Here is a 26,060-nt window from a genome sequence, read left to right as displayed (position 1 = left end):
GGGACGCTCAGAGCAGCGCGAACGCCGGGGGGAACAGCAGGTAGGCGCCCGCCACCAGGCACGCGCCCGCCACCAGCAGGAACAGGAACACCCAGAACCCGCCGGGCAGGAAGGTCAGCCGGGCGAGCTGGTCGGCGTCGGAGTCGGGCGCCCGGCCGCGACGGCGCTTGCCCTGCAGTTCCACGATCGGCCGCACCCCGCCCAGCAGCAGGAACCACACGGCCAGGTAGGCCAGGACCGCGTCCATGTCGGGCGCGGCGTACCAGGTGAAGGCGGCGATCGCACCCCCGGTGGCCAGCAGGCTCACCACGCCGAACAGGTTGCGGATCAGCAGCAGCATGCAGAACAGCAGCCCGATCACGACCGTGATCAGCACCGCCACGTAGCCGGACGCGGTCAGCCAGGCCCCTCCCAGCCCCAGCAGCGACGGGGCGACGTACCCGGCGGCGGCGGTCAGGATCATGCCGAGCCCGCGGGGCCTGCCCCTGGTGAGGGTCACGCCCGAGGTGTCGGAGTGCAGCCGGATCCCCTCCAGCTTGCGCCGGGTGAGCAGCGCCACCAGCGCGTGCCCGCCCTCGTGGGCGATGGTGATCAGCCCCCGGGACAGCTGCCAGGAGGTGGACCACGACACCACGCCCAGCGCCACCAGCGCCGACAGCAGCACCACCCACAGGGGCGGCCCGGAACGGGCCGTGGTCAGGGTCACCCAGACGTCGGACAACGCTCACTTCTCCTTCGCGACATGGGAGCAAAGCGTCCCACGTCCGCCGGTGTGCTGGCGATAAAGTCGGGCCGTGCCGAACATGATTCCGGGCCCCGCGCACGCCGCCGGGCCCCGGACCCCGCGCGCACTACACTCGGTCCGCAGGACATCGATGGTCGGGAGAGACTCGTGAACGATCGGAACGCCGCGCTCATCGAAACGTTCTACGACGCCTTCGCGCGCCGTGACCCGGACGCGATGGAGCGCTGCTACCACCCCGACGTCACCTTCGGCGACCCCGTCTTCCAGGAACTGGAGGGACGCGACAGGGTCATGGGCATGTGGCGGATGCTGCTCGGCCGCAGTGCCGACCTCAGCGTGACCGTCCGCGACGTCACCGCCCGCGACCACGAGGGCACCGCGCACTGGACCGCCCGCTACACCTTCGGCAGGACGGGCAGGAAGGTCGTCAACGAGATCGACGCCCAGTTCCGCTTCGAGGACGGCCTGATCGTCCGCCACCACGACGACTTCGACCTTCGGCGCTGGTCCAAGATGGCGATGGGACGGCCGGTCGGGGTCGTCCTCGGCTGGACCCCTATGCTCAGGGCGAGGATTCGCAGTACGGCGATGCAGTCGCTGCAGGAGTTCATGGGCACCCGATGAGGAGGGACGCGTGACCGACCGGCGACTGAGGGGGCTGCGCAGCCTGGTGCGCGGCCGTTCCGCCACCGGCAGGGACTCCCCGGAGCGGTCGATGGACCCCCGGTTCGCCGGGGACGAGCAGCCCCCGCCCCGCTCCCGCGTCATCGACAACGCGATCTACGTCGACGGGCACCGCGCCGCCACCCCCGGATCGCTGCCCGAGGCGTTCGAGCGCCTGAAGAACACCCCCGGCAGCATGGCCTGGATTGGCTTCTACCGGCCCGAGGACGGGGTCATCGTCAACGTCGCCGAGGAGTTCGACCTGCACGAGCTCGCGGTCGAGGACGCGATCGTCGCCCACCAGCGGCCCAAGGCCGACCGCTACGGCGACACGCTCTTCGTGGTGCTGCGCCCGGCCCGCTACCTCGACGAGACCGAGGAGGTCGACTTCGGCGAGCTGCACGTCTTCGTCGGCCCGAACTTCGTGATCACCGTACGGCACAGCGAGGCCCCCGACCTGTCCCAGGTCCGCAGGCGGATGCAGCACGACCCCGACCTGCTCGCCCAGGGGCCGCAGGCCGTGCTCTACGCCATCCTGGACGCGGTCGTGGACGGGTACGCCCCGGTCGTCGCGGGGCTGCAGAACGACATCGACGAGATCGAGGTGCAGGTCTTCGGCAACGAGCCCGGGGTCTCCCGCCGCATCTACGAGCTGTCCCGTGAGGTGATCGAGTTCCAGCGGGCCACTCAGCCGCTGCTGGGGATGATCGAGGGCTTCGTCGCGGGCGCCGAGAAGTACGGGGTGGACCAGGAGCTGCAGCGCTACCTGAGGGACGTGGCCGACCACGTGATCACCGTCGCCGAGCGGGTCGGCGGGTTCCGCCAGATGCTCCACGACATCCTGGTGGTCAACTCCACCATGGTCGCCCAGGCGCAGAACGAGCACATGACCAACCTCACCGAGGCGAGCAACGCCCAGAACGAGGAGGTCAAGCGGATCTCCGCCTGGGCGGCCATCCTGTTCGCCCCCACCCTCGTCGGCACCATCTACGGCATGAACTTCGACACCATGCCCGAGCTCCACTGGACGTGGGGGTACCCGTTCGCGGTCATGCTCATGGCGGGCGTCTGCCTCACCCTGTACGTGGTCTTCAAGCGCCGCGACTGGCTCTGACCCGCGACGTCCTTGTGGGTCCCCGCCGGAACGCGGGTCAGGAGGCCACGGCGTGCAGCAGACCCGCGGCGACACAGCCCAGCTCCCCGCCGGGGCACAGGTCAGCGGCGGGGGAGATGGGCCTCCGCCCAGGTCAGGTCGAGCGTCCGCAGGGTCTCCGGGGTCGGGACGCCGTCGTCGTCCCATCCGGTGATCCGGTAGTACAGCCGCAGCGCCGCCGCGAAGCCGTCCTCGTCGAGCAGGACCCCCTGGTGGCGTCCGGCGTCGACGGGCTCCTCGTGGAAGCGCCGGGGCAGGGCGTCGTCGGCGGCGCGCAGGCCCTCGCGGAGGTTGTAGACGCGCATCAGCTGCCAGCGCCGCCTGCCCCAGACGAACAGCTCGCTGTCGCTCGTCCGCCAGCCGGTGACCGCGGCCACCAGGCGCGCGATGCCCGGCAGGTCCAGCTCGCGGACCGGCGGACCGGCGAAGAGCGACAGGCAGAGCGCGTCCATCCCGCTCCACATGTCGACCAGGAGGCCGGTCCGCACCACGCGCCGGTCGTCGAGCAGTTCCATCGGCTCGTACTCGAGCGTGCCGAGCGTCCGCATCTGGTCGAGGCCGTGCCGCCATCCGCCCACCGGGTCGAAGTCGATGTCGTGCTCGACGATCTCGTACCGCGGCCCGACCGGGCTCACGGCGTACGCCAGCGCCTGCCCGGCCGAGGCGCGCGGTTCGAACGAGACCATCTCCAGTCCCTTGACGTGCATCGCCAGCGGGCCGAACTCCTCGCCGAGGGCGTCGGCCGCCCGTCTCACCCCCTCCGACAGCAGGCGCACGGGCTCCCTGCCCAGGGCCACCGTCTCCAGGAAGGCGACGAGCGCGGGAGTGTCCCCGAACGCGGGCGGCTCGGCGCCGAGCCGCCGCGCGTCCAGCATCCCCCTGGCCGCCGCCTCGCAGGCGAACGACACGGTGAAGGCCAGCGAGACGGGGTCGACCCCCCACAGGTGACAGCGGGCGTTGAGGTCGAGGAGGGTCGCCGTGTCGGTGATGCCCAGACCCAGGCCGAACGCGGCGAAGGCCTCCTGGTGCAGGCCGCCCGCGCGGGCGTCCACGCCGTTGTCGAAGATCTTGATGCAGTCGTTCGGACAGCCGGGACAGTTGCCCTCGCCCTTGACCAGCGCGGAGACGAGCCGCTCGCGCATGTCGCCGGGCACCGCGGGCAGGCGGCTGGTGCTGTAGTTCGTCCCGCCGCCGTAGCCGGCGTTCGCGTCGCCGTCGGCGATCCACGCGCCGAACCCCGGGGGGGTCGTGCTGCACGGTCGTGAGGTCGTTCCCCGCGATCCGCCCGGCGTACTCGGCGGTGAGCCGTTCCAGCTCCGCCGCGTCGTGGACGGCGGGGGCGGAACCACCGGTGATGACGACCGCCTTGAGCCTCTTGGAGCCCATGACGGCGCCCAGCCCCATGCGGGCGGCCGGGAACGTCCGGTCGGTGACGATGCTCGCGAAGCGGACGAGGGACTCTCCGGCCTCCCCGATGACGGCCACGTGCGCGTCCGGCCCGTGCCGTTCCACGAGCCGGTCGGTGGCGGCCGCGGTGTCCAGGCCCCACAGGGCCCCGGCGTCGTGCAGGCTCGGCCGCCCGTCCTCGACGAGGAGGTAGACGGGACGGTCGGCGGCCCCGCCGATGATCAGCCCGTCGTGCCCCGACGCCTTGAGGGCCAGGCCGAACGGGCCCTCCACCCGTGCCTCGCCGATCCCGCCGGTGAGCGGGGACTTGGCGAGGACCGCGAAGCGGGGCAGCCCGACGTAGGGATGCCCGGCGATCACGCTCGACCAGAACGTCAGCAGCGCCTCCGGCGCGAACGGATCGAGCCCGGCGGGGGTGAGGTCGAGCAGGAGCTTGGTGCCCATCAGCCCGCCGCCGACGTAGCGGCGGTAGTCGTCGGCCGGCGGGGTGAGGACACGGGTGGCGCCGGTGCCGAGATCGACCCTGAGCAGGGTCCCGTTGTACCCGGGGGTGGCGGTCACGAGATCGTCCCGGAACGGACCCGCTCCAGTGCGCGGGCGTGGTCCCCGGCCCCGCGGACGACCGTGTTGCGCAGCGTGCCGACCTCGGCGACGCCGATCTCGACGAGGTCGCCGGGCTCCAGGGTGAACGGCAGGTCCGGGACCAGGCAGGTGCCCGTCGACAGGACCGCCCCGTCGGCGAAGGTGTTGTCGCGGAACAGGTACCCGGCCAGCTCGGCGAAGGTGCGGTTGAGCTGCGCGGTCGAGGCGGAGCCGTGCCAGACCCTCTCCCCGGCCCGGGTGATGGACAGCTCCACGGTCAGGGCGCCGGGGTCCTCGATCTCCCAGGCCGGCCGGATCGCCGGGCCGAGCGCGCACGCGCCGTCGTAGATCTTCGCCTGGGGCAGGTAGAGGGGGTTCTCGGCCTCCAGGCTCCGCGAGCTCACGTCGTCGCACACGGTCAGGCCGAACATCTCGCCCGTGCTGTTGAGGACGAGCGCCGCCTCGGGCTCGGGCACGCTGATCGCCGAGTCCGCCCGGACGGCGATGGGCTCGCCGTCCCCGACCACCTTCCAGGCGACGGACTTGAAGAACAGCTCGGGCCGGTCCGCGTGGTAGACGCGCTCGTACACGTCGGCCTCGTTGAGGCTCTCCTCCATCCGGGCCAGCCGCGAGTTCTGGTACGTCACGCCCGCGGCCCACACCTCGGTGCGGCCGTCGACGGGAGGCAGCAGGACGACCTCCTCCAGGGCGGTCCCCGTTCCCGAGGCCCCCTCGCACAGGTCGCGTGCCCGCCCCAGGGGCAGCCGCAGCAACGCGGCCACGGTCTCCGCGCCCTCGACCGGGACCACCCGCCCTTCGCGGAGCACGCCGACGCCGGCGGGTGACCGGTGATCCCGGCGGTAACGGACGATGTGCACGGGGGGCTCCTCAGCGTGGTTCGCGACGGTGTCCTGCCCTGGACGGCCCGGACGTCACGGGGACCCCGCGTTCCGGGTAGACATACGATGTTTAAGTCCCCGTGCGTTCAAAGTCAAGGGTTCCGTCCCCGGGCGTCCTCGCCAGAGGTGCCGGTCCGTAAATCCCGGCCAGGGTCGGCGGATGCTCCCTCGTGGTTCTCGGCGACACGATGTGAACAGCTCTTTCTTCGACAGCGAGTGACCCCTGCCGGAACGACGCCGCGCCCGGAACATCGGGTTTTTACCTGCCGGAAATCTATTGACAACACGCGGGGCCGGGTGTTTCGTGGCCTAAACATTCGATGTTTGGTGTGACGAGGTCCGCCGTACGAGCCGTGAACGAAGGAAGCCCCCTTGACCAAGATCACCGCAGTCGAGTCCGTCGACCTCCGCTTTCCCACCTCGCGCTGGCTCGACGGTTCCGACGCGATGAACCCCGCCCCCGACTACTCGGCCGCGTACGTGATCATCCGCACCGACGCCGGCGACGGCCTCGAAGGGCACGGGTTCACCTTCACCATCGGCCGGGGCAACGAGCTGTGCACCGCCGCGATCGACTCCTACGCCCCGTTCGTGGTGGGCCTCGACCTGGAGGAGACCCTGGCCGACCTCGGCGGGTTCTGGAAGCGGCTGACCGGCGAGAGCCAGCTCCGCTGGCTCGGGCCGGAGAAGGGGGTCGTGCACCTGGCGGTGGCCGCCGTCGTCAACGCGGTCTGGGACCTGCGCGCCAAGCGGGAGGGCAAGCCGCTGTGGCGCCTGCTTTCGGAGATGAGCCCCCGGGAGATCGTCGACCTGGTCGACTTCCGCCACATCGCCGACGTCCTGCCGCCCGAGCGGGCCCTGGAACTGCTGGAGTCACGCGTCGGAGGCCGGGCCGAGCGCACCGCCCTCATCCACCGCGAGGGCGTGCCCGCGTACACCACCTCGGCGGGCTGGCTCGGCTACAGCGACGACAAGCTCCGCACCCTCGCCACCGAGGCGGTCGACGCCGGCTGGCGGCACCTCAAGCTCAAGGTCGGCGCCGACATCGGCGACGACGTCCGCCGCGCGGGCATCCTGCGGGAGGTGCTCGGTCCTGACCGCAAGCTGATGATGGACGCCAACCAGGTGTGGAACGTCGACGAGGCGATCCGCAACATGGAGGCCCTGGCGCCGTTCGACCCGTGGTGGATCGAGGAGCCGACCAGCCCCGACGACGTCCTCGGGCACGCCGAGATCGCCCGCAAGATCGCCCCGATCCGCGTCGCCACCGGCGAGCACGTCCAGAACCGGGTCATGTTCAAGCAGTTCCTCCAGGCGGGCGGGATGGGCTTCTGCCAGATCGACGCCTGCCGGCTCGGCGGGGTGAACGAGGTCGTCGCGGTCCTGCTGCTGGCCGCCCACCACGGGATCCCGGTGTGCCCGCACGCCGGCGGCGTGGGCCTGTGCGAGTACGTCCAGCACCTGTCGATCTTCGACTACATCGCCGTCGGCGCCTCCTTCGACGACGTGGTGGTGGAGTACGTGGACCACCTGCACGAGCACTTCGTCGACCCGGTGCGGATGAGGAACGGCCGCTACGTCGCCCCCACCGCCCCCGGCTACAGCGCCCAGATGCACGAGGCCACCCTGCGGGACCACGCCTATCCCGGCGGCGCGGTCTGGGCGGACGCCCGATGAGCCCGGTCGTGTCCATGTCGAAGGTGCGGCTGGCCTTTCCCGGCACCCAGGCACTGGACGGCGCGGACTTCGAGATCGAACCGGGGGAGATCCGCTCCCTGCTGGGCGAGAACGGCGCCGGCAAGTCCACGCTGATGAAGGTGCTGGCCGGAGCCGAGCACCCCGACGAGGGCGAGATCCGCGTCGACGGCGAGGTCGTCGCCCACCAGACCCCCAGGAACGCGCGGGAGCTGGGGATCGCCATGGTCTTCCAGGAGATGAGCCTGGCGCCCAACCTCACCGTCGCCGAGAACATCACGCTCGGCCGCCCGCCCGCCTCGTACGGCGTGGTGTCCTGGAACGGCGTGCGCGAGCGGGCCGCCGAGGCCCTGGAGCAGCTGAACGTGGGCGTCCCCCTGGACGCCCTCGCCCGCACCCTCACGATCGCGCAGCAGCAGATGGTCGAGATCGCCAAGGCGGTCGCCGGCGACCTGAAGGTCCTGATCCTCGACGAGCCGACCTCCGCGCTCACCGAGACCGAGACGCAGGAGCTCTTCACGCTGATCAGGAGACTGTCGGCCCGGGGCATCGCGGTGGTCTACATCTCCCACAACCTGGAGGAGATCTTCGTCGTCTGCGACAGCGTGACCGTGATGCGCGACGGCAGGACGATCGCCACCCACCGGACCGCGGAGACGGACGTCGACCGGCTCATCGGGGAGATGGTCGGCCGCGTGCTGTCGGACATGATGCCCAAGGAGTCGATCCCCCGGGGCGAGGTCGTCCTCGACGTCCGCGACCTCGTCGTCGACGGCAAGGACGTCCCCGTCAGCTTCCGGGCGCACCGCGGCGAGGTCCTGGGATTCGCCGGCCTGCTCGGCGCCGGCCGCACGGCGCTGATGCGCTGCCTGGTGGGCGACATCCCCCGCACCTCGGGGACCGTCGAGCTGCACGGCCGGCCCCTCGACCCGCGCCGTCCCGGCGACGCGATCCGCAGGGGCCTGGGCTACCTGTCCGACGACCGCCGGGCCAGCGGCATCGTCGGCGGCCTGAGCGTCCGGGAGAACATCGGCATGGCCTGCCTGTCGCTGAACGCCCGCTACGGCGTCATGAAGTCGCTCCAGGAGAGACGCCTGGCCGTCACGACCGCCGAACGGCTGCGCATCGTGACCAACGGCGTCGAGAAGAAGGTCGGGGAGCTGTCCGGGGGCAACCAGCAGAAGGTCGTCCTGGGCAAGTGGATGGCCGCGGGCGTGGAGGTGCTGATCCTCGACGAACCGACCCGGGGGATCGACGTCGGGGCCAAGGCGGAGGTCTACCAGCTCGTCAACGATCTCGCCCGGGAGGGCAAGGCCGTCATCCTGGTCTCCTCCTACCTGCCCGAGGTCCTCGGCATGAGCGACCGGGTGCTCGTCATGCGCGCGGGCTCCATCGTCGGCGAGTACGACCGCGAGGACGCCACCTCCGAGTCGGTGATGTACGACGCCACCGGCCAGGCCAAACCCGAGGAGTTCACCCGGGTCACCGGCTACGTCGACTCGCTCCTGGCCGGGCCCGCCCCCGGCACCCCGAGGGGCCCCGAGGCTCCCCAGACGTCCGGGGATCCCGGGACCCCCGCCGCTCCCGTCCCTGCCCGCCCCACCGGCACCCCGGAGGACCGCCCGTGAAGACCACCGACGAAGCACCGCGGCTCGCGGGCGGCTCACCGGGCGTGCCCGCGCCGTCGCCCGGCGCTCGCTGGCGCGCCCTCGTCGCCCCGCTGGGCCAGCAGCTCGCCCCCTTCACGATCGTGTTCGTGATCTGCGTCGTGCTGTGGATCCTCACCCCGCACTTCCTGACCACCTCGAACATCCTGGGCAACCTCGTCCAGATGTCGAGCCTCGCCATCATCGCGGTCGGCGCCACCATGGTCATCGTCGCGGCCGGCATCGACCTGTCGGTGAGCACGGTGGTCGGCCTGGCCGGGGTCGTCTCCACCGTGTCCATCGTCGAGTACGGCACGGGCGTCCCCCTCGGGCTGCTCGCCGGCGTCGCGGCCGGAGGACTGGTCGGGCTGGTCAACGGCCTCCTGGTGAGCAAACTGGGGCTCCCCGCCTTCATCACCACCCTCGGCACCCTCAGCGTCTGCGGAGGCGCGGCGCTGCTGATCACCGACGGCAAGGCCGTGTACGGGCTGCCCGACGGCTTCAAGTGGCTGGGCAACGGCACCGTGCTCGGGATCCCCGTCCCGATCGTCCTGATGCTGGTCGTGGCGTTCGCCGGCCACTTCCTGCTCTCCCGCACCACCCTCGGCCGCGCGGCGTACGCCATCGGGGGCAACCCCGAGACCGCCCGCCTGTCGGGCATCAACGTCGCCGCGATCCTCATCGCGCTGTACGTGATCTCCGGCCTCCTGGCGGGGCTCGCGGGCATCCTCGAGGCGTCGCGGGTCGTCAGCGGCCAGCCCACCGCGGGGACCAACTACAACCTCAACGCCATCGCGGCGGCCGTCATCGGAGGCGCCAGCCTCTTCGGCGGCGAGGGAAGGATCGTCGGCGCCGTCGTCGGCGCGATGATCCTGCAGCTCATCGGCAACGGCAGCAACCTGCTCAACATCTCGACGTTCTGGCAGAGCGTCATCGTCGGCGTCGTGGTCATCCTGGCCGTCCTCTACGACCAGATACGCCACCGCCGGGCCAGAAAGGCCACCTGACCCCCCGCCCGCGACCGCCCGTTCCCATCCGCCCCTCGCGGCCCGGCCCACGAGACCGCCCGGCCGCCCGTCCTCCACCGCCGTGCACCACCCCGCCTGATCGAGGTCACCATGAACGCCAGCAGAAACCCGGCACACCGCAGGACGCGGCGCGCGCTCGCCCTCGTCCCCGTCGTGTGTCTCTCCCTCGCCCTCACCGCGTGCGGCAGGGACCAGGGCACCACCACCGCGTCCGGCGGCGGGGCGGGGGGCCAGAAGCTCACCATCGCCGTCGTGCCCGGATCCACCGGCTACTTCTACTGGGGAAGCCTGCACGCCGGGGCCAAGGCCGCCGCGGACGAGCTGGGCGCCGAACTGGTGTGGCGCGGCACCGCCACCCAGAGCGACATCACCGGCCAGACGAACATCCTTCAGGACTTCGTCAACCGCAAGGTCAGCGGCATCGCCTTCGCGGCGAACGACACCAAGGCCCTGGCCCCGATCGTCGAGCAGGCCGCGGCGGCCAAGATCCCGATCGTGAGCGCGGACGCGGGCATCGACCCGCAGTCGATCCCGCTCATCGCCACGGACAACGAGAACGCCGCGGGCCAGGCCGCCGACTTCATCGGCGAGAAGCTGGGCGGCAAGGGCAAGGTCGCCCTGCTGCCGTTCCTGGCCACCTCGGCCACCTCGCAGGCCCGGGAGAAGGGCTTCACCGACCGGCTCACCGAGAAGTACCCCGACATCGAGATCGTCGCGAAGAAGTACACCGACGGCGACGTCAACAAGTCGCTGACCATCATGAACGACGTCCTCAGTGCCCACCCCGACCTCAACGCCGTGTTCGGCCTCAACGAGCCGAGCGTCATCGGCGCGATCCGCGCGCTCGAGGCCAAGAAGACCAAGGGCGTGACCGTCGTCGGCTTCGACAACGCTCCCGACGAGGTCAAGGCGCTCAAGGCCGGCACCGTGGCCGCCCTGGTGGTCCAGGACCCGTACAAGATCGGCTACGAGAGCGTGATGGCGCTGAAGAAGATGGTCGACGGGGGCAAGGTGGAGAATGTCGACACCGGCGCCACTCTCGTCACCCCGGACAACATCGACGATCCGAAGATCGAGAAGTTGATCAACCCGCCGGTCGAGAAGTAACCACACCGACCTCACCCCCGGAGGGGACCCGCCGTGCGCATCACAGACATCGCCATCGAGCGACTTCGCGAGCTGATCGTGTCCGGCGTGTTCCCCCCCGGGGCCAGGCTGCCCCCCGAGACGGAGCTGGCGCAGCAGCTGGGCATCTCCCGCGGATCGATGCGCGAGGCGGTCAGGGCCCTCACCCACGCCCAGATGCTCTCGGTACGGCGCGGCGACGGTACCTACGTGACCGACCTGCAGCCCGAGGAGCTGCTCCGCGGGATCGGGTTCGCCGCCCAGCTCGCCCGCAACGACACCGTTCTCGACGTGATCGAGGTCCGCAGGCTCCTGGAGCCGGCCGCGACCGCCCTCGCGGCGCTGCGCATGTCGGACGAGGCCCTCGACACCCTCAGGACGCACCTGGAGGCGATGCGCCGGACCGCCGGCGACCCCGAGTCGTTCGTCGAGCACGACGCCGCCTTCCACAACTGCATCGCCGAGTCGACCGGCAACATGTGGCTGGCCGCGGTGCTGCGCGGCCTGGCCGATCCCACGATCCGCTCCCGGCGGCTGCGGGTCGCCTCCCAGGAGGACGTCTCCCAGCTCACCCTGCGCCAGCACGAGGACATCTTCAACGCCCTCCTCGAACACGACCCGGCCCTCGCCGAGGCGACCGCCCTGGCGCACGTCCACTCCACCCAGCGCGGTCTCCGCGCCATCCTCGACGAGTCGGCGGGACCGGCTCGCCCACACCCGTAACGATCTCCGGTCACCGGCCGCGCCACACCGCGCCGGCACAGCAAGAGGAGTACGAACCATGGACAGCATGCAGGCCCTCGCCGAGCTCGGCGTGACCCCCGCCCTGACCCCCGAGCAGCGCGAGGCCCTCGACCGCGACGGGTTCTTCGTCGTCGAGAACGTGCTCACCCCCGAGCAGTGCGTGGCCATGCGCGAGGAGTTCGACCGCATCGTCGCGGCGGAGGCCGGCAGCGGCGTGGTCATGGACGCCGAGGCCGGCGCGACCCGGCTCTCCGACCTGTTCAACAAGTCGGACGTCTTCGACGCGGCACTCGCCGTCGAGCCGGTGCTCGCGGCCTCCCAGTACCTCCTGGGCGACTTCAAGCTGCACGGCGCCAACATCCGCGACCCGCACCGGGGCGGGGGCGACCAGCCCCTGCACAGCGACGTGCCCAAGAGCGGGGAGGAGGACTGGCGCCTGGTGAACGCGCTCATCGTGCTCGACGACCTGACCCTGGACAACGGCCCGACGCGCATCGTGCCCGGCTCGCACCGCCTCCCGCACAACAACACGCCCACGGTGAACCTGGCCGAGGGCGAGGAGCAGCGGGGCGACTACGGCGACCAGTCGAGGTTCCCCGAGGACCCCTACGCCGAGTACCCGGGCCAGATCCTCTTCACCGCCCCCGCCGGCTCCGTCGCCGTCTGCAACGCGAGCCTGTGGCACGGCGGCACGTCCAACAGGGACGGCGCCCGCCGCCGCATGCTGCACCTGACGTACACGCGGCGGGACCTGATGCAGCAGTTCGTGCAGCAGGACCACCTCACCGAGGGCCTGTACGACCGGCTCTCCCCGGCGCAGCGGTACCTGTTCGACGTCCAGGCACCCACCTCGGCCTGATCCGCCCGACCGCACGAAAGGACGTCACATGGCATCGCCGATCGCCCCGCTCACCCCGGTGGCCGGCACGGCCGGGACCGCCCATCCCCTCGGCCTGGGCACCGCACCCCTGGGCAACCTGTTCACCGGCGTGCCGGAACAGGACGCGGCCGCCGCCATCGGCACGGCCTGGGACCTGGGGATCCGGTCGTTCGACACCGCGCCGCTCTACGGCTACGGCGAGTCCGAGCGCAGGCTCGGGCGTGCCCTGCGCGACCGTCCCCGGGACGAGTACACGATCTCCACGAAGGTGGGCCGCCTGATCCGGGAGGGCGCCCCGCCCTCGCCCGAGCAGCTGCACGACGGCGAGCACTTCTACAAGACCTCCGGAAAGGCCAACCCGGTCTTCGACTACAGCTACGACGGGGTCATGCGATCCCTGGAGGAGAGCCTGGAACGGCTCGGGCTCGACCGCGTCGACCTCCTGTACATCCACGACCCCGACGACCACTACGCCGAGGCGGTGGACGGCGCGTACCGGGCACTCGACAGCCTGCGCGAGCAGGGGGTCGTCCGCGCGATCGGGGTGGGGATGAACCAGTCCGGGATGCTCGCCGACTTCGCCCGGGACGGACGGTTCGACTACTTCCTGCTCGCCGGCCGGTACACCCTGCTCGACCAGGGCGCGCTGGAGGAGCTGCTGCCGCTCTGCCTCGAGAACGGCATCGGGATCAACGCGGGCGGTGTCCTCAACAGCGGCATCCTCGCCGACCCGTCACCCGGCGCCACCTTCGACTACGTCCCCGCGTCGGCCGAACGCCTCCGGCAGGCACGCGCCGTCGCCGAGGTCTGCGCCCGCCACGACGTGCCGCTCATCGCCGCGGCCCTGCAGTTCCCGGCCGCCCACCCCGCGATCTGCAGCGTCCTGGTGGGCGCCCGCACCGAGCGGGAGGTACGCGACAACGACCGTCTGCTCTCCCACCCGATCCCGGCACAGCTGTGGGAGGACCTGCGGGAGCGAGGGCTCATCGCCCCCGGCGCCCCCACCCCGGGATGACGAGCCCGGCACAACGCGAGGAGAACACGTGAACGCCGTCCTCAGCATCGATCCGCGCACCGGCGCCGGCCACGGCCCGGTCGCCGACGAGTCCGGTCCCGCCGTCGTCGACGACGTCGCAGGCGAGGCCCTCACGGCCTTCCAGGCCCTCCAGGACGCCGGTCGCTCCGGCCGCGCGGACCTGCTCCGCGGCTGGGCCGACGCCCTGGAGGGGCACCGGGAGGAGATCGTCCGGATCGCCGACCGGGAGACGGCCCTGGGCGGCGTCCGCCTCGGCGGCGAGCTCACCCGGTCGATCTTCCAGCTGCGGTTCCTGGCCGGGGTCGTGACCGAGGACGCCTACCTGGAGGCCACGCTCGACCCGGCGGCGGACACCCCGACGGGGCCGCGGCCCGCGGGCGGTCGATCGCCGAGGGCCTGACCGCGTCCTTCACCGCCTCCGGCGGGCAGTTCTGCACCAAACCCGGCCTGGCCTTCGTCCCCGCGGACGAGGCGGGCGACCGGCTCGTCGACGTCGTCGCGGAGTCGCTGTCGGTGCTCCCCTCGTACGTGCTGCTCAACGAGAACATCGCCGCCTCGTACCGGCGGGGGATCGACGAGATCACCTCCCGCGCCGCCGTCGGCACGGTCGCCACCGGCGCGGAACCCGGCGGGGACGGTTTCGGCGCCCGCGCCAGGGTGCTCACGATCGACGCCGCCGACCTGCGGCCGCGCGACGTCGAGGAGTGCTTCGGCCCCGTCGTCCTGCTGGTGAGATACCGGGACGGCGACGACCTGCCCTCCCTGATCCGGGCGCTTCCCGCCTCCCTGACCGGGACGATCCACGCCGAGGAGGCCGATCGCGACCTCGTGGTCCGGCTGGAGGCGGTCCTGCGCCGGACGTCGGGCCGGGTGCTGTTCGACGGGTACCCGACGGGAGTGGCGGTGTCCTGGGCCCAGCACCACGGCGGTCCCTGGCCGTCGGCCAACTCCCAGCACACCTCGGTCGGCGCCACCGCCGTCCGGCGGTTCCTGCGGCCGGTGGCCTGGCAGAACGCACCCGCGTTCGTCCTGCCGGCCGAGCTGCGCGACGGGTTCACCGAGATCCCGCGCCGCGTCGACGGCGAGCTCCGGACACCGTCGAGCCGGGACGTGGGCACGGTACGCCCCTGAGGGGACACCCGCCCGCGAGTCCTCGGAGCCCGCGGGCGCGGTCACGCGTGTTGTTCGAACGCCGGGGCCGGCTCCGACCTGCGTCCGGCCTCAGCCCGCGACGAGCTCCGCCCCGTCCGGTCTCGGCCTCACGCCTCCTCCTTCCGGCCGGTCAGGTCGCGCACGCGACGCAGCAGTGCCGCCCGGCGGGCGTGAGCGCGCACGGCCAGCACCGACGCCGCCGCGACGAACAGGGCCCCGGTCGCCAGTACGAGGCCCGGACCCGTCCCGCGCTGGACGGCGACGATGGTCATGAGCGTGGTGACGGACGTCGAGGCCGCCAGGGCGATCCAGGCGGCGATCACCTGCTCGGCGGCGAACAGCGGCACCCTGTTCCTCAGGAGCCATCCTCCGTAGCCTGCCCAGGCAAGGCAGAAAACGGTCAACAGCGTGAACGCCAGGTGCGTGCGGCCGGGTAGCGGGCCCGGCTCGGACGACCACAGCGCGACCACGAACACCGCGCCGGACAGCCCGGCCAGCAGCGCCGTCACCGCCCGGACCCGCATTCCCGTCGACAGCGCCGGTGCCAGCCGCTCGATCGTCTCCCGCGCCGACAGGCGCGGCTCCTCCTCGGTCATGACCGGTGTCCCCTCTCCTGCAGGTGTTCACGGAGCATTCGGCGGGCACGGTTGAGCCGGGACTTCACCGTGCCGACGGGGACCTGGCAGATCCGCGCGCAGTCCTCCACCGACAGGTCTTCCAGATAGAACAGGACGAGGATCTCCCGTTCCGGCACGGGCAGACCCGACAGCGCGTTCACCAGCTCGGCGCGATCGACCATGGCCTCGACCGGGTCCTCGGTGAGCACGTCGTCCGCCGTGAGGTCCTCCCGCGCTCGTGCGTACTCGCCGCGCAGGCGGTCGTTCACCGAGCGCCGGGCGATCGTGAACAGCCAGGGCGCGAAGCGGCCCGGTTCCCGCAGCCGGGGCAGGCCGCGGACCACGGCCAGCCAGATCTCCTGGGTCACGTCGTCGGCCCGTTCGGCGTCGAGCATGCGGCGCACGTACGTCCATACCGGCACCCGCCAGCGGGTCACCAGCTCGGCCAGGGCCGCGCGCTCGCCCAGCTGCGCGCGCACCACCAGCAACTCATCGGTCATCTCGCCCTCCCGTTCCCCTGCACAGTCGGGCGGGAGGCCGATCAGGTTCACGAACCACGAGATCATCACGCGGAACGGGGCCCGGGAGTGAGCGAGGAGAACCCGCCGGGGCCGTCCTGCGGCTCACCGGTCCGATCACGGTGACGGCGAACGACACGGCATCCGCGATGACGAACCCGGACGTGACCCACTCCCCGGCCGGGACGTTCGAGACACCCCTACGCATGCGGGCGCGAACCGGTGTGACCCGGCCGGGTCCCGCGGTCCGCGGGACCCGTTCGTGCGATCAGTCGAGCTTGGTCAGGATCAGGTCCAGCTTGCCCTCCACGGATCCCATCCGGGAGTTCATAGAGGCCATGTCACCCTGCATGGACGTGATGTCGCCCTGCAGGGTGTCCATCCGGGCGTCCATGGAGCTCATGGCGCCCTCCATGGACTCCATGCGCCCTTCCATGGCGCCCATGCGGACCTCCATGGCGCCCATGCGGACCTCCATGGCGCCCATGCGGACCTCCAGGCCGTCGACCTTGACGTCCAGGCCGTCGACCTTGGTCTCCAGGCCGTCGACCTTGACGGACAGCGCGGAGAGATCCTCCTTGGTGGCCATCCTGTTCATGATCTCTTCGAACATCGGCGCGGTGTACGTCATGACCTCCTCGCGGATGATCGTGGGAAGATCGCTCAGGGTCTCCTTGATGTCGGCCAGGTCGGAACCCGTCCGGAAGGCCCAGGCCTCCAGGTCAGCCACGCGCTGACCGGTGTTTTTGATCGCCACGTCGGGCATGCTACCTCCTGATCAGGGGGGATGTGGAGGGACGACCGTCGCCGGACCGGGGCCATGTTCCGTAACGACGCGACACTGATTCAATACGTTCCGTGAACGTGTTGGGGCGGTTTTCCGAGATCTCGGCCGAGTTGCCGGAGCGGCCCCGGGCGGATCGGCCGAGTGACCCGCGAGCGATCGCGCGGATCGACCGATCGGTTCGCGGGCGGCCGCGCGGATCAGCCGAGCAGCTTACGGGCGGCCGTCTCGATCTCGTCCTCCGACAGCAGCACGTGCCCGGCGGCCTCGCCCAGCGGGACGAAGCTGTCGCGGGAGGTCACCCGGGCGATCCTGCCGGTGAAGCCCGCGTCGAGCAGCTCGGCGACGATGCCCTCGGAGACGCCCCCGGTACGCCGCGTCTCGTCGGCGACCAGCACCCTGCCGGTCAGCTCGGCGGCCCGCATCAGGTCCTCCACCGGCAGGGGGGAGAGCCAGCGCAGGTCCAGGACCCGGCAGCCGAACCCCTCGGCGGTCAGCCTCACCGCGGCGCGCAGGCTCATCCGCAGGCCGTTGCCGAAGGTGACGATGGTCAGGTCGCGGCCGTCGCCGTAGCTGCGGGCGCGGCCGATCGGGACGTGCGTCTCCGCCCAGCGGGCCGGGGGGGCGTAGGGGGAGAGCCAGCCGCCGTCGCCGTCCTCGAACATGTCGCGGGTGTTGTACAGGGCGATGGGTTCGAGGAAGACGCAGACGCTGCCGTCGGTACGGGCGGCGGCCAGGCAGCTGCGCAGCATCGAGGCGGCGTCGTCGGGACGGGCCGGGGAGGCCACCACCAGCCCGGGGATGTCGCGCAGCGCGGCGACGGAGTTGTCGTTGTGGAAGTGGCCGCCGAACCCCTTCTGGTAGGCGTACGAGGCGACCCGCACCACCATCGGGTTGCGGAAGGCCCCCCGTGAGAAGAACTGCAGGGTCGCGGCCTCGCCGCGGATCTGGTCCAGGGCGTTGTGCAGGTAGGCCAGGTACTGGATCTCGGGCACCGGCAGCAGGCCGGAGACGCCCGAGCCGAGCGACAGGCCCAGCACCGCCTGCTCGTCGAGGTGGGTGTCGAAGACCCGGCCGAGGCCGAAGCGCTTCTGCAGGCCGCGGGTGACGCCGTAGACGCCTCCCTTGCGCGCCACGTCCTCCCCGAAGACCAGCGTGTCGTGATGGGCGGCCAGCGCGTCGACGAGGGTGCGGTTGACCGCCTGGGAGAAGGTCAGCGGCCCCTCCTGCTCGGGGAGCCTGCCGCCGAACGCCCTCGCCCTGGCGTCCGGCGTCGCGGCCGTCGTGCTCGCCGCCGCGACGGCCGCGGGGGTGCGCGGGGCCAGCGGCCCGACGATCTCGGCGGCCGAGGTCAGCCGGGGCCGCCGCGAGCTCTCCATGGCCATCTTGAACAGGTGCTCGCGCGTCGTCTCGTAGTGCAGCAGCAGGCCGTCGGGGGTGGCCAGGCCCGCCTCGACGAGCAGCCTCGCGGTGGCGACGAGCGGGTCGCGCAGCAGGTCGGCGTCGATCTCGCGCTTGTTCCGGTAGGACAGCTCCACGTCCGAGCCGGCGTGACCCATCAGCCGGACGGTGCCGACACGCAGCAGGGCGGGGGAGCGGGTCTCGCGGACGTGGTCCGTGGCGGCCCGCGCGACGTCGTGGACGTCCGCCAGGTCGCAGCCGTCGGCCTCGAAGTACCTGATCGCCGGGTGGCGGGCGGCCTCGACCCAGCCGTCGGGGGTGCGCACGCTCAGCCCCAGGCCGTTGTCCTCGCAGACGAACAGCACCGGCAGCGCCAGCTTCCGGTACGCCCCGTAGGCGGCGGTGTTGATCCCGGTCAGCGCGCTGGCGTGGTTCATCGAGGCGTCGCCCAGGCTGCACACCGCGATCGCGTCGGCCGGCCACGGCCCCGGCAGGCCGAGCTGGCGGGCGCGCTCGATGGCGAAGGCCACGCCCACCGCGCGCGGCAGGTGGCTGGCGATCGTGGAGGTCTGCGGGATCACCGCCAGGTCGGGGTGGCCGAAGACCTTGTGCCGCCCGCCCGAGATGGGCTCCTCGGCCGAGGCGGTCAGGCCGAGCAGCACGTCGCGCAGCCCCTCCTCGGGCAGCCGCCCGGCCATCGCCGAGCGGGTGAGGTAGAAGGCGCCGGAGCGGTAGTGCAGCAGGGCGGGATCGGTGACGCGCAGCGCGGCGGCGATCGCGGCGTTGCCCTCGTGCCCGGCCGAGCCGATGGTGTAGAAACCCTGGCCCTGCTCGCGCAGCCAGCGGGCGGTGACGTCCAGCAGCCTGCTGCCGAGCTGGAACTCGAACAGCTCCCGGCAGCGGGCCCCGGTCAGGGTCGTGCCGTCCCGTACGGGCAGGCCGGGATCGCGCGGCGCCCCGGGGGAGAGGGCGGTCACGGCCTCGGTGAAACGGGTCTCAACAGTGTCGCGCGCCACAGCCCGATTATGTCCTCATCGGGGGACGCCGTCCCGAACCTTCGCATCTTTGATGCTCCCAGCTCAGTGGACCGGTCCCGACCGGCAGCCATTAATACCAATTTGTCGGACTTATCGCTTGATCGTACGAAATAAATGGCTACTTACGTAAAGAGGGATATCTCCATTGGCGTGTCCGGCGGGTCTCACCACCGGTGGCGGGTCTCACCACCGGCCGGCACGGCACCGGCGTCCCACCCCTCTTCGCGAAGCCCCGCCGGGTTAGCGGTTCCTAACCGAGGGGACGGCCAGCGCCGCGCGGGCCATGCCGCGCAGCAGCTCGGCCATGACGGCGGGCGGCAGCTCCCCGGCGCTGTGCGGGGTGGAGTTCAGCAGCCCGAAGACGGCGTGCGTGGCGGCGCGCAGGCTCGCCTGGGAGCGGCCGGGATACAGCTCGCTCAGCACGGTGACCCACTCCTCGACGTACAGCCGCTGGAGGCGGCGGATCCGCCGGCGCGCGGGCTCGGGGACGTTGCCCAGCTCCCGGTCGTGCACCGTGATCAGCGCCGGGTGGTTCAGCGCGAACTCGATCTGGCAGCCGAGCAGGGAGTCCAGCGCCTCCTCGGCGTCGGCGGCCTCGGTCACCCGGCGCGATCCCGAGCTGTGCAGGCGCTCGCTGACGTCCAGCAGCATCTCCGCGAGCAACGCCTCCTTGCCGCTGAAGTGGCGGTAGAGGGCCGGGCCCGAGGTGCCGACCGCGGCGCCGATGTCCTCGATCGAGACGCCGTGGAAGCCGCGCGCCGCGAACAGCCCGGCCGCGGCGTCGAGGATCTCCGCGCGCCGCGAGCCACGGACGCGGGTGGGGGTCCGATCGGTCGTCACCCCTCGCATGGTAGACGGTAACGTTAATGATGACTAACATCGGCCGTGAAGGCGCCGGTCGCCGGACCCCGGACGGGCGGTCGGCGATCACGGCGACGACGGTGGCCACGGTGGGGACACGGCGGCGACACAGCGGCGACGGAGCGGCGACGGAGCCGTACGAGGGAGGCTCGGATGAGTGGCTGGCCGGTGCTGCGGAGCACCTGCGACCCGGGCGGTGAGGGCTTCAAACGCAACGCCGAGGTCAACGAGGGCCTGCTGGCCGACCTCAGGGAACGCCTCGCCGTCGCGGCGCTGGGCGGCTCCGAGAAGGCGCGCGCCCGGCACGTCTCCCGGGGCAAGCTGCTGCCCCGCGACCGCGTCGACTCCCTCCTCGACCCCGGCTCGCGCTTCCTGGAGCTCTCCCAGCTCGCCGCGGGCGGGATGTACGGCGACCAGGCCCCCGCGGCCGGGATCATCACCGGCGTGGGCCGCGTCTCGGGCCGCGAGTGCGTGGTGGTCGCCAACGACGCCACCGTCAAGGGCGGCACCTACTACCCGATCACCGTCAAGAAGCACCTGCGGGCCCAGGAGGTCGCCCTCCACAACAACCTGCCGTGCGTCTACCTCGTCGACTCCGGGGGTGCCTTCCTGCCCCGGCAGGACGAGGTCTTCCCCGACCGCGAGCACTTCGGGCGGATCTTCTACAACCAGGCGACCATGTCGGCGCGCGGCATCCCGCAGATCGCCGCGGTCCTCGGCTCCTGCACCGCGGGCGGCGCCTACGTCCCCGCGATGAGCGACGAGGCGGTGATCGTCCGCAACCAGGGCACCATCTTCCTGGGCGGGCCTCCGCTGGTGAAGGCCGCCACCGGCGAGGAGGTCAGCGCCGAGGAGCTGGGCGGCGGCGACCTGCACGCCCGGGTCAGCGGCGTCACCGACCACCTCGCCGACGACGACCGCCACGCACTGCGGATCGTCCGCGACATCGTCTCCACCCTCGGGCCGCGCACCCCCTCCCCGTGGGAGCGCGCCGAGCCCGAGGAGCCCGCGCACGACCCCCGCGACCTGTACGGCATCGTCCCCGCCGACACCCGCACGCCCTACGACGTCCGCGAGGTCGTCGCCCGCGTCGTCGACGGCAGCCGGTTCGGCGAGTTCAAGGCCGAGTACGGCAGCACGCTCGTCACCGGGTTCGCCCGCATCCACGGCCACCCCGTCGGGATCGTCGCCAACAACGGCATCCTGTTCGCCGAGTCGGCCCTCAAGGGTGCCCACTTCATCGAGCTGTGCGACCGGCGCTCCATCCCGCTGCTGTTCCTGCAGAACATCAGCGGGTTCATGGTCGGCAAGGCGTACGAGGCGGGCGGCATCGCCAAGCACGGCGCGAAGATGGTCACCGCCGTCGCCTGCGCCCGGGTGCCCAAGTTCACCGTGGTGGTCGGCGGCTCGTTCGGGGCCGGCAACTACGCGATGGCCGGACGGGCCTACTCGCCCCGCTTCCTGTGGATGTGGCCGAACGCGCGCATCTCGGTGATGGGCGGCGAGCAGGCCGCCAACGTCCTGTCCACCGTGGGCGACGCCGACCCCGACGCCATCCGCGCGCAGTACGAGGAGCAGGGCAACCCCTACTACTCCACCGCCCGGCTCTGGGACGACGGGGTCATCGACCCCCTCGACACCCGGACCGTCCTGGGCCTGGCCCTGTCCGCCTCGGCCAACGCCCCCCTCGACCCCGTCGGCTACGGCGTCTTCCGGATGTGACCGCGACCATGACCCACCCCTCGGAGCCCTCGGAGTCCCGCCGGATGTTCGACACCGTGCTCGTCGCCAACCGCGGCGAGATCGCCCTGCGGATCACCCGCACCCTCAGGCGGCTGGGCATCCGCTCGGTCGCCGTGCACAGCGACGCCGACGCCGGAGCGCCGCACGTCCGCGAGGCCGACGTCGCGGTACGCCTGCCCGGCGGCTACCTGGACATCGACGGCATCCTCGCCGCCGCCGCGGCCACCGGCTCCCAGGCCGTCCACCCCGGATACGGGTTCCTCGCCGAGAACGCCGACTTCGCCCGGCGCTGCGCCGGGGCCGGGCTGGTCTTCGTCGGCCCGCCGCCGGAGGCGGTGGAGGCGATGGGCGACAAGATCCGCGCGAAGGCGACCGTCTCCGCCGCGGGCGTCCCGGTCGTCCCGGGCGGCGCCGAGCCCGACGACGACCTGGCCGAGGCCGCCGTCCGGGTCGGGTTCCCCGCGCTGATCAAGCCCTCCGCGGGCGGCGGCGGCAAGGGCATGGTGCTGGTCCGCTCCGCCGAGGAGCTGCCCGACGCGCTGGCCTCCGCCCGGCGTACGGCTGCGGCCGCGTTCGGCGACTCCACCCTGCTGATCGAGCGGTTCGTGGAGAACCCCCGGCACATCGAGATCCAGGTGATGGCCGACGCGCACGGCGGCATCGTCCACCTGGGCGAGCGCGAGTGCAGCCTCCAGCGCCGCCACCAGAAGATCATCGAGGAGGCGCCGTCCCCGCTGCTGGACGCCGGGACCAGGGCCGCCATGGGCGCCGCCGCGGTCGAGGCCGCCCGGTCGGTCGGCTACACCGGCGCCGGGACGGTCGAGTTCATCGTCCAGGGCTCCACCGGCGACTACTACTTCATGGAGATGAACACCCGGCTGCAGGTCGAGCACCCGGTCACCGAGCTGGTGACCGGGCTGGACCTGGTCGAGCTCCAGCTCAGGGTCGCCGCGGGCGAGCGGCTCCCGATCACCCAGGACCGGGTCCACCTCAACGGCCACGCCGTGGAGGCCCGCGTCTACGCCGAGGACCCCTCCCGGGGCTTCCTGCCGACCGGCGGCCGGGTGTTGGCGCTGCGCGAGCCGCGCGGCGTGCGCGTCGACTCCGGCCTGGTGACCGGCGGCGTGGTCGGCAGCGACTACGACCCGATGCTGTCGAAGGTCATCGCCTGGGGCGTCGACCGGGCGAGCGCGCTGCGCAGGCTGGACGGGGCGCTCGCGGCCACGGCGGTGCTCGGGGTCCCCACCAACGTCGCGTTCCTGCGGGCGCTGATCGGCCATCCCTCGGTGGTCGCCGGGGACCTGGACACCGGCCTGGTCGAGCGTCACCTGGACGAGCTGATCCCCGCCGAGGGCGTCCCCGCCGACGTCCTGGCCGCCGCCGCGCTCCTGCTGCACCGCGAGCACGTCCCCGCGGCACCGGCCGACCCGTGGGAGATCCCCGACGGCTGGCGGCTGGGCGAGGCGGCGTGGACCGTCCACCGGCTGGAGAGCCGCGACGGCGTCCACGAGCTCCGCGTCCGCGGCCTGCCGGCCTCCGGGGCGGAGATCCGGCTGCCCGGCTCCGACCCGTCCGGCCCCGGCGCCGACCCCCGGCCGTCCGACGGTGATCCCGCCGACCCGGCCGACCCGGCCGACCCGGCCGACCAGGACGGCCCGGACGCTCCGGTGACCGTACGGGCACGGCTGGCCGACGCCGGGGAGGACGTGATCGTCACCGTCGGCGGGATCGCCAGGCGCTACGCCGCGGCCCTGGACGGCGACACGGTCTGGCTCGCCCGCGACGGCGACGCCTGGGCCCTCACCCGCCGTCACCTGGGCGACCCCGCCGACCGGGCGGGCGCGGGAGGCGCCGGGGACGGGCAGGTCCGCAGCCCCATGCCGGGCACCGTCCTGGTGGTCAAGGCCGCGCCGGGGGACCGGGTCGCCCAGGGACAGCCGCTGCTCATCGTGGAGGCGATGAAGATGGAGCACACCGTGACCGCACCGGTCGACGGGGTCGTGGAGGAGCTGCGGGTCCGGGCGGGCCAGGCGGTCGCCATGGACGCCGTGCTGGCCGTGGTCCGCGGGGAGGAGTCGTGACGCGCGAACCGTACCCGGTCCGGGCGGCGGGGCTGCCCGAGCGGATCACGATCCACGAGGTCGGGCCGCGCGACGGGCTGCAGAACGAGTCCGTGATCGTCCCGGTCGAGGTCAAGGCCGAGTTCATCGCCCGGCTCGCCGCGGCCGGGCACCGCGTGATCGAGGCCACCAGCTTCGTGCACCCCAAATGGGTGCCCCAGCTCGCCGACGCCTCGCAGCTGCTGGAGAGCATGGAACGGGTTCCGGGGGTCCGCTACCCGGTGCTCGTGCCCAACGACCGCGGCCTCGACCGGGCCCTCGAACACGGCGTCGAGGAGATCGCGGTCTTCGCCAGCGCCACCGAGACGTTCGCGGCCAGGAACCTGAACCGGACGCTGGAGTCGCAGTTCGAGATGTTCGAGCCGGTGATCGCGCGGGCGCTGGCGCACGGCCTGCGGGTGCGGGCGTACGTGTCGATGTGCTTCGGTGACCCGTGGGAGGGGCCCACCCCGATCGGCCAGGTCGTCTCCGTCGGGCGCCGGCTGCTCGACCTGGGCTGCTTCGAGCTCTCGCTCGGCGACACCGTCGGCGTCGGCACCCCGGGCCACGTGGCCGCGCTGATCGAGGCGTTCGGCGGCCCCGCCGGGCTCGCGGTGCACTTCCACGACACCTACGGCCAGGCGCTGGCCAACACCCTCGCGGCCCTGCGCGAGGGCGTGACCGTGGTCGACGCCTCCACCGGGGGCATCGGCGGCTGCCCGTACGCCGAGAGCGCCACCGGCAACCTCGCCACCGAGGACCTCGTCTGGATGCTGCACGGTCTCGGCGTCGAGACCGGGCTGGACCTCGCGTCACTGGTGGAGACCAGCACCTGGCTGGCCGCGCGGCTCGGCCGCCCCAGCCCCTCACGGGTCGTCCAGGCCCTGGGCGGCACCCCGCCCGCCGGGCCGGCCGACCGGGCCACCACCCCGGCCCCGGGTCAGGGCACGACCGCGGACAACGTCAAGGAGTGACCATGCCGAAGCTGACCGAAGAGTACGAGGACCTGCGCAAGACCGTCGAGGCGTTCGCCCGCGACGTGGTGGCCCCGGTGATCGGGGACCTCTACGAGCGTGAGGAGTTCCCCTACGACATCGTGCGGCAGATGGGCGCGATGGGCCTGTTCGGGCTGCCGATCCCCGAGGAGCACGGCGGCATGGGCGGCGACTACTTCGCGCTCTGCCTGACCCTGGAGGAGCTGGCCAGGGTCGACTCCAGCGTGGCGATCACCGTGGAGGCCGCGGTGTCGCTGGGCGCGATGCCGATCCACCGGTTCGGCACCCCCGAGCAGCGCGCCGAGTGGCTGCCCAAGCTGGCCTCCGGCCAGATGCTGGGCGCGTTCGGCCTCACCGAGCCGGGCGGCGGCTCCGACGTGCCCGGCGGCATGCGCACCACCGCCGTGCTCGACGGCGACGAGTGGGTGATCAACGGGTCGAAGGCGTTCATCACCAACTCCGGCACCGACATCACCGGCGTCATCGGCGTGGCCGCGATCACCGGCGAGCGGGCCGGGGGCAAGAAGGAGATCTCCACCATCCTGGTGCCGTCCGGCACCCCCGGTCTCACCGTCTCGAAGAAGTACTCCAAGGTGGGCTGGAACTGCTCCGACACCCGCGAGCTCTCCTTCACCGACTGCCGGGTCCCGGCGGGCAACCTGCTCGGCGAGCGCGGACGCGGGTACGCGCAGTTCCTGCAGACCCTCGACGAGGGCCGCGTCGCCATCGCGGCCCTGTCGGTCGGGCTGGCCCAGGGCTGCGTGGACGAGTCACTGCGCTACGTCCGCGAGCGCCAGGCGTTCGGCCATCCCATCGGCCACTACCAGGCCATCCAGTTCAAGGTCGCCGACATGGAGGTGCGGACCCACACCGCCCGCCTGGCCTACTACCACGCGGCCGAGAAGATGCTCGCGGGTGAGCCGTTCAAGAAGGAGGCGGCCATCGCCAAGCTGGTCGCCGGTGACGCCGCCATGGACAACGCCCGCGACGCCACCCAGATCTTCGGCGGCTACGGGTTCATGAACGAGTACCCGGTCGGCCGCTTCTACCGGGACGCCAAGATCCTGGAGATCGGCGAGGGCACGAGCGAGGTCCAGCGCATGCTGATCGCCCGCCAGCTGGGGATCGGGGACCTCTGAGGCGTACGAGGACGGGGTCCCGTCCCCATGAGAGGGACGGGACCGCCGCCCGGACGGCGCGTTCGGAACGACGGTCGGTGACCGGTCACCGGTCACCGGTGGGTTCGGGAC

23 protein-coding genes and 1 pseudogene are annotated in these 26,060 nt (G+C 72.2%); 15 read left to right on the top strand and 9 right to left on the bottom strand.

Features of this window, described 5'->3' with window-relative positions; translation table 11 throughout:
- Positions 1-7 precede the first annotated feature (7 nt).
- Positions 8-721 carry a M50 family metallopeptidase gene (locus ABD832_RS27695; RefSeq protein ID WP_344900539.1) on the bottom strand — a complete coding sequence of 238 codons (714 nt, stop codon included), beginning with the start codon at positions 719-721 and terminating at the stop codon, positions 8-10.
- A 171-nt stretch (positions 722-892) separates the two neighbouring features.
- Here ABD832_RS27695 and ABD832_RS27690 point away from each other — a divergent pair, with 171 nt between their 5' ends.
- Together ABD832_RS27690 and ABD832_RS27685 are read left to right on the top strand one after the other, a co-directional pair.
- Entirely contained in the window at positions 893-1,369 is a 477-nt protein-coding gene (locus ABD832_RS27690; protein WP_344900537.1) for a nuclear transport factor 2 family protein, read from the top strand.
- A gap of 10 nt (positions 1,370-1,379) precedes the next feature.
- Positions 1,380-2,522 (top strand): magnesium and cobalt transport protein CorA, encoded by a 1,143-nt coding sequence (locus ABD832_RS27685; RefSeq protein WP_344900535.1) that lies wholly within the window; start codon positions 1,380-1,382, stop codon positions 2,520-2,522.
- A 101-nt stretch (positions 2,523-2,623) separates the two neighbouring features.
- Here the strand turns inward: ABD832_RS27685 and ABD832_RS27680 are convergent, their stop codons facing one another.
- The 3 genes and pseudogenes from ABD832_RS27680 to ABD832_RS27675 all read right to left on the bottom strand — a co-directional run bounded on the left by ABD832_RS27680 (position 2,624) and on the right by ABD832_RS27675 (position 5,428).
- Positions 2,624-3,910 (bottom strand): aldehyde ferredoxin oxidoreductase C-terminal domain-containing protein, encoded by a 1,287-nt coding sequence (locus tag ABD832_RS27680; RefSeq protein WP_344900533.1) that lies wholly within the window; start codon positions 3,908-3,910, stop codon positions 2,624-2,626.
- Positions 3,911-3,968: 58 nt separating this feature from the next.
- Positions 3,969-4,529, bottom strand: a pseudogene (locus tag ABD832_RS42305) (aldehyde ferredoxin oxidoreductase N-terminal domain-containing protein); the annotation flags it as partial.
- On the bottom strand, positions 4,526-5,428 hold the full coding sequence (locus tag ABD832_RS27675) for a fumarylacetoacetate hydrolase family protein (protein ID WP_344900530.1): 903 nt from the start codon (positions 5,426-5,428) through the stop codon (positions 4,526-4,528). The pseudogene ABD832_RS42305 and the gene ABD832_RS27675, both read right to left, overlap by 4 nt.
- A 393-nt stretch (positions 5,429-5,821) precedes the next feature.
- Between ABD832_RS27675 and ABD832_RS27670 the strand changes: the two genes are divergently transcribed.
- The 9 genes from ABD832_RS27670 (at position 5,822) to ABD832_RS27630 (ending at position 14,734) form a co-directional block, all read left to right on the top strand.
- Positions 5,822-7,126 (top strand): enolase C-terminal domain-like protein, encoded by a 1,305-nt coding sequence (locus ABD832_RS27670; RefSeq protein WP_344900528.1) that lies wholly within the window; start codon positions 5,822-5,824, stop codon positions 7,124-7,126.
- Positions 7,123-8,772 (top strand): sugar ABC transporter ATP-binding protein, encoded by a 1,650-nt coding sequence (locus tag ABD832_RS27665; protein ID WP_344900526.1) that lies wholly within the window; start codon positions 7,123-7,125, stop codon positions 8,770-8,772. Before ABD832_RS27670 ends, ABD832_RS27665 begins: the two co-directional genes overlap by 4 nt.
- Positions 8,769-9,797, top strand: a complete 1,029-nt coding sequence (locus ABD832_RS27660) for an ABC transporter permease (RefSeq protein WP_344900524.1) — start codon at positions 8,769-8,771, stop codon at positions 9,795-9,797. Before ABD832_RS27665 ends, ABD832_RS27660 begins: the two co-directional genes overlap by 4 nt.
- A gap of 111 nt (positions 9,798-9,908) precedes the next feature.
- Positions 9,909-10,925, top strand: a complete 1,017-nt coding sequence (locus ABD832_RS27655) for an ABC transporter substrate-binding protein (RefSeq protein ID WP_344900522.1) — start codon at positions 9,909-9,911, stop codon at positions 10,923-10,925.
- A 33-nt stretch (positions 10,926-10,958) separates the two neighbouring features.
- Entirely contained in the window at positions 10,959-11,666 is a 708-nt protein-coding gene (locus tag ABD832_RS27650) for a FadR/GntR family transcriptional regulator (RefSeq protein WP_344900520.1), read from the top strand.
- Between the two features lie 58 nt (positions 11,667-11,724).
- Entirely contained in the window at positions 11,725-12,546 is an 822-nt protein-coding gene (locus tag ABD832_RS27645; RefSeq protein ID WP_344900518.1) for a phytanoyl-CoA dioxygenase family protein, read from the top strand.
- Positions 12,547-12,574: 28 nt separating this feature from the next.
- Entirely contained in the window at positions 12,575-13,582 is a 1,008-nt protein-coding gene (locus ABD832_RS27640; protein WP_344900517.1) for an aldo/keto reductase, read from the top strand.
- Between the two features lie 28 nt (positions 13,583-13,610).
- Positions 13,611-14,003: an aldehyde dehydrogenase family protein gene (locus tag ABD832_RS27635; protein ID WP_344900516.1), complete on the top strand. Its 393-nt coding sequence runs from the start codon at positions 13,611-13,613 to the stop codon at positions 14,001-14,003.
- Between the two features lie 113 nt (positions 14,004-14,116).
- Entirely contained in the window at positions 14,117-14,734 is a 618-nt protein-coding gene (locus ABD832_RS27630) for an aldehyde dehydrogenase family protein (RefSeq protein ID WP_344900515.1), read from the top strand.
- 128 nt (positions 14,735-14,862) lie between these two features.
- Here ABD832_RS27630 and ABD832_RS27625 read toward each other — a convergent pair whose 3' ends face one another.
- The 5 genes from ABD832_RS27625 to ABD832_RS27605 all read right to left on the bottom strand — a co-directional run bounded on the left by ABD832_RS27625 (position 14,863) and on the right by ABD832_RS27605 (position 19,961).
- A complete protein-coding gene (locus ABD832_RS27625; RefSeq protein ID WP_344900513.1) occupies positions 14,863-15,351 on the bottom strand; it encodes a hypothetical protein in 489 nt (162 codons plus the stop codon).
- Positions 15,348-15,872 carry an RNA polymerase sigma factor gene (locus ABD832_RS27620; RefSeq protein WP_344900511.1) on the bottom strand — a complete coding sequence of 175 codons (525 nt, stop codon included), beginning with the start codon at positions 15,870-15,872 and terminating at the stop codon, positions 15,348-15,350. Before ABD832_RS27620 ends, ABD832_RS27625 begins: the two co-directional genes overlap by 4 nt.
- Before the next feature lie 286 nt (positions 15,873-16,158).
- Positions 16,159-16,647 carry a hypothetical protein gene (locus tag ABD832_RS27615; RefSeq protein ID WP_344900509.1) on the bottom strand — a complete coding sequence of 163 codons (489 nt, stop codon included), beginning with the start codon at positions 16,645-16,647 and terminating at the stop codon, positions 16,159-16,161.
- Positions 16,648-16,874: 227 nt separating this feature from the next.
- Positions 16,875-19,091 carry a thiamine pyrophosphate-dependent enzyme gene (locus ABD832_RS27610; RefSeq protein ID WP_344900507.1) on the bottom strand — a complete coding sequence of 739 codons (2,217 nt, stop codon included), beginning with the start codon at positions 19,089-19,091 and terminating at the stop codon, positions 16,875-16,877.
- A 261-nt stretch (positions 19,092-19,352) separates the two neighbouring features.
- The gene (locus ABD832_RS27605) at positions 19,353-19,961 is read right to left on the bottom strand and encodes an SACE_7040 family transcriptional regulator (RefSeq protein WP_344900505.1); all 609 of its coding nucleotides are present in this window, start codon (positions 19,959-19,961) and stop codon (positions 19,353-19,355) included.
- A 165-nt stretch (positions 19,962-20,126) separates the two neighbouring features.
- Here ABD832_RS27605 and ABD832_RS27600 point away from each other — a divergent pair, with 165 nt between their 5' ends.
- The 4 genes from ABD832_RS27600 to ABD832_RS27585 are packed head-to-tail and all read left to right on the top strand — an operon-like array spanning position 20,127 to position 25,949.
- Positions 20,127-21,695, top strand: a complete 1,569-nt coding sequence (locus ABD832_RS27600; RefSeq protein WP_344900503.1) for a carboxyl transferase domain-containing protein — start codon at positions 20,127-20,129, stop codon at positions 21,693-21,695.
- Positions 21,696-21,739: 44 nt separating this feature from the next.
- The gene (locus ABD832_RS27595) at positions 21,740-23,797 is read left to right on the top strand and encodes an acetyl/propionyl/methylcrotonyl-CoA carboxylase subunit alpha (RefSeq protein ID WP_344901771.1); all 2,058 of its coding nucleotides are present in this window, start codon (positions 21,740-21,742) and stop codon (positions 23,795-23,797) included.
- Entirely contained in the window at positions 23,794-24,789 is a 996-nt protein-coding gene (locus tag ABD832_RS27590; protein WP_344900501.1) for a hydroxymethylglutaryl-CoA lyase, read from the top strand. Before ABD832_RS27595 ends, ABD832_RS27590 begins: the two co-directional genes overlap by 4 nt.
- 2 nt (positions 24,790-24,791) lie before the next feature.
- Complete coding sequence (locus ABD832_RS27585; RefSeq protein WP_413224626.1) at positions 24,792-25,949, top strand: acyl-CoA dehydrogenase family protein; 1,158 nt, start codon at positions 24,792-24,794, stop codon at positions 25,947-25,949.
- The last annotated feature ends 111 nt before the right edge of the window (positions 25,950-26,060 follow it).

This window comes from Streptosporangium longisporum (assembly GCF_039534895.1).
In the GTDB taxonomy this organism is placed as follows: domain Bacteria; phylum Actinomycetota; class Actinomycetes; order Streptosporangiales; family Streptosporangiaceae; genus Streptosporangium; species Streptosporangium longisporum.
This window is presented reverse-complemented; position numbering and strand designations above follow the sequence as displayed.

Excerpts from the sequence above, each read along its gene's own strand:
- ABD832_RS27665 (WP_344900526.1), top strand. The coding sequence starts at position 7,123 with ATGAGCCCGGTCGTGTCCATGTCGAAGGTGCGGCTGGCCTTTCCCGGC.
- ABD832_RS27625 (WP_344900513.1), bottom strand. The coding sequence starts at position 15,351 with ATGACCGAGGAGGAGCCGCGCCTGTCGGCGCGGGAGACGATCGAGCGG.
- ABD832_RS27620 (WP_344900511.1), bottom strand. The coding sequence starts at position 15,872 with ATGACCGATGAGTTGCTGGTGGTGCGCGCGCAGCTGGGCGAGCGCGCG.
- ABD832_RS27585 (WP_413224626.1), top strand. The coding sequence starts at position 24,792 with ATGCCGAAGCTGACCGAAGAGTACGAGGACCTGCGCAAGACCGTCGAG.
- ABD832_RS27605 (WP_344900505.1), bottom strand. The coding sequence starts at position 19,961 with ATGCGAGGGGTGACGACCGATCGGACCCCCACCCGCGTCCGTGGCTCG.
- ABD832_RS27640 (WP_344900517.1), top strand. The coding sequence starts at position 12,575 with ATGGCATCGCCGATCGCCCCGCTCACCCCGGTGGCCGGCACGGCCGGG.
- ABD832_RS27655 (WP_344900522.1), top strand. The coding sequence starts at position 9,909 with ATGAACGCCAGCAGAAACCCGGCACACCGCAGGACGCGGCGCGCGCTC.
- ABD832_RS27645 (WP_344900518.1), top strand. The coding sequence starts at position 11,725 with ATGGACAGCATGCAGGCCCTCGCCGAGCTCGGCGTGACCCCCGCCCTG.
- ABD832_RS27595 (WP_344901771.1), top strand. The coding sequence starts at position 21,740 with ATGTTCGACACCGTGCTCGTCGCCAACCGCGGCGAGATCGCCCTGCGG.
- ABD832_RS27600 (WP_344900503.1), top strand. The coding sequence starts at position 20,127 with ATGAGTGGCTGGCCGGTGCTGCGGAGCACCTGCGACCCGGGCGGTGAG.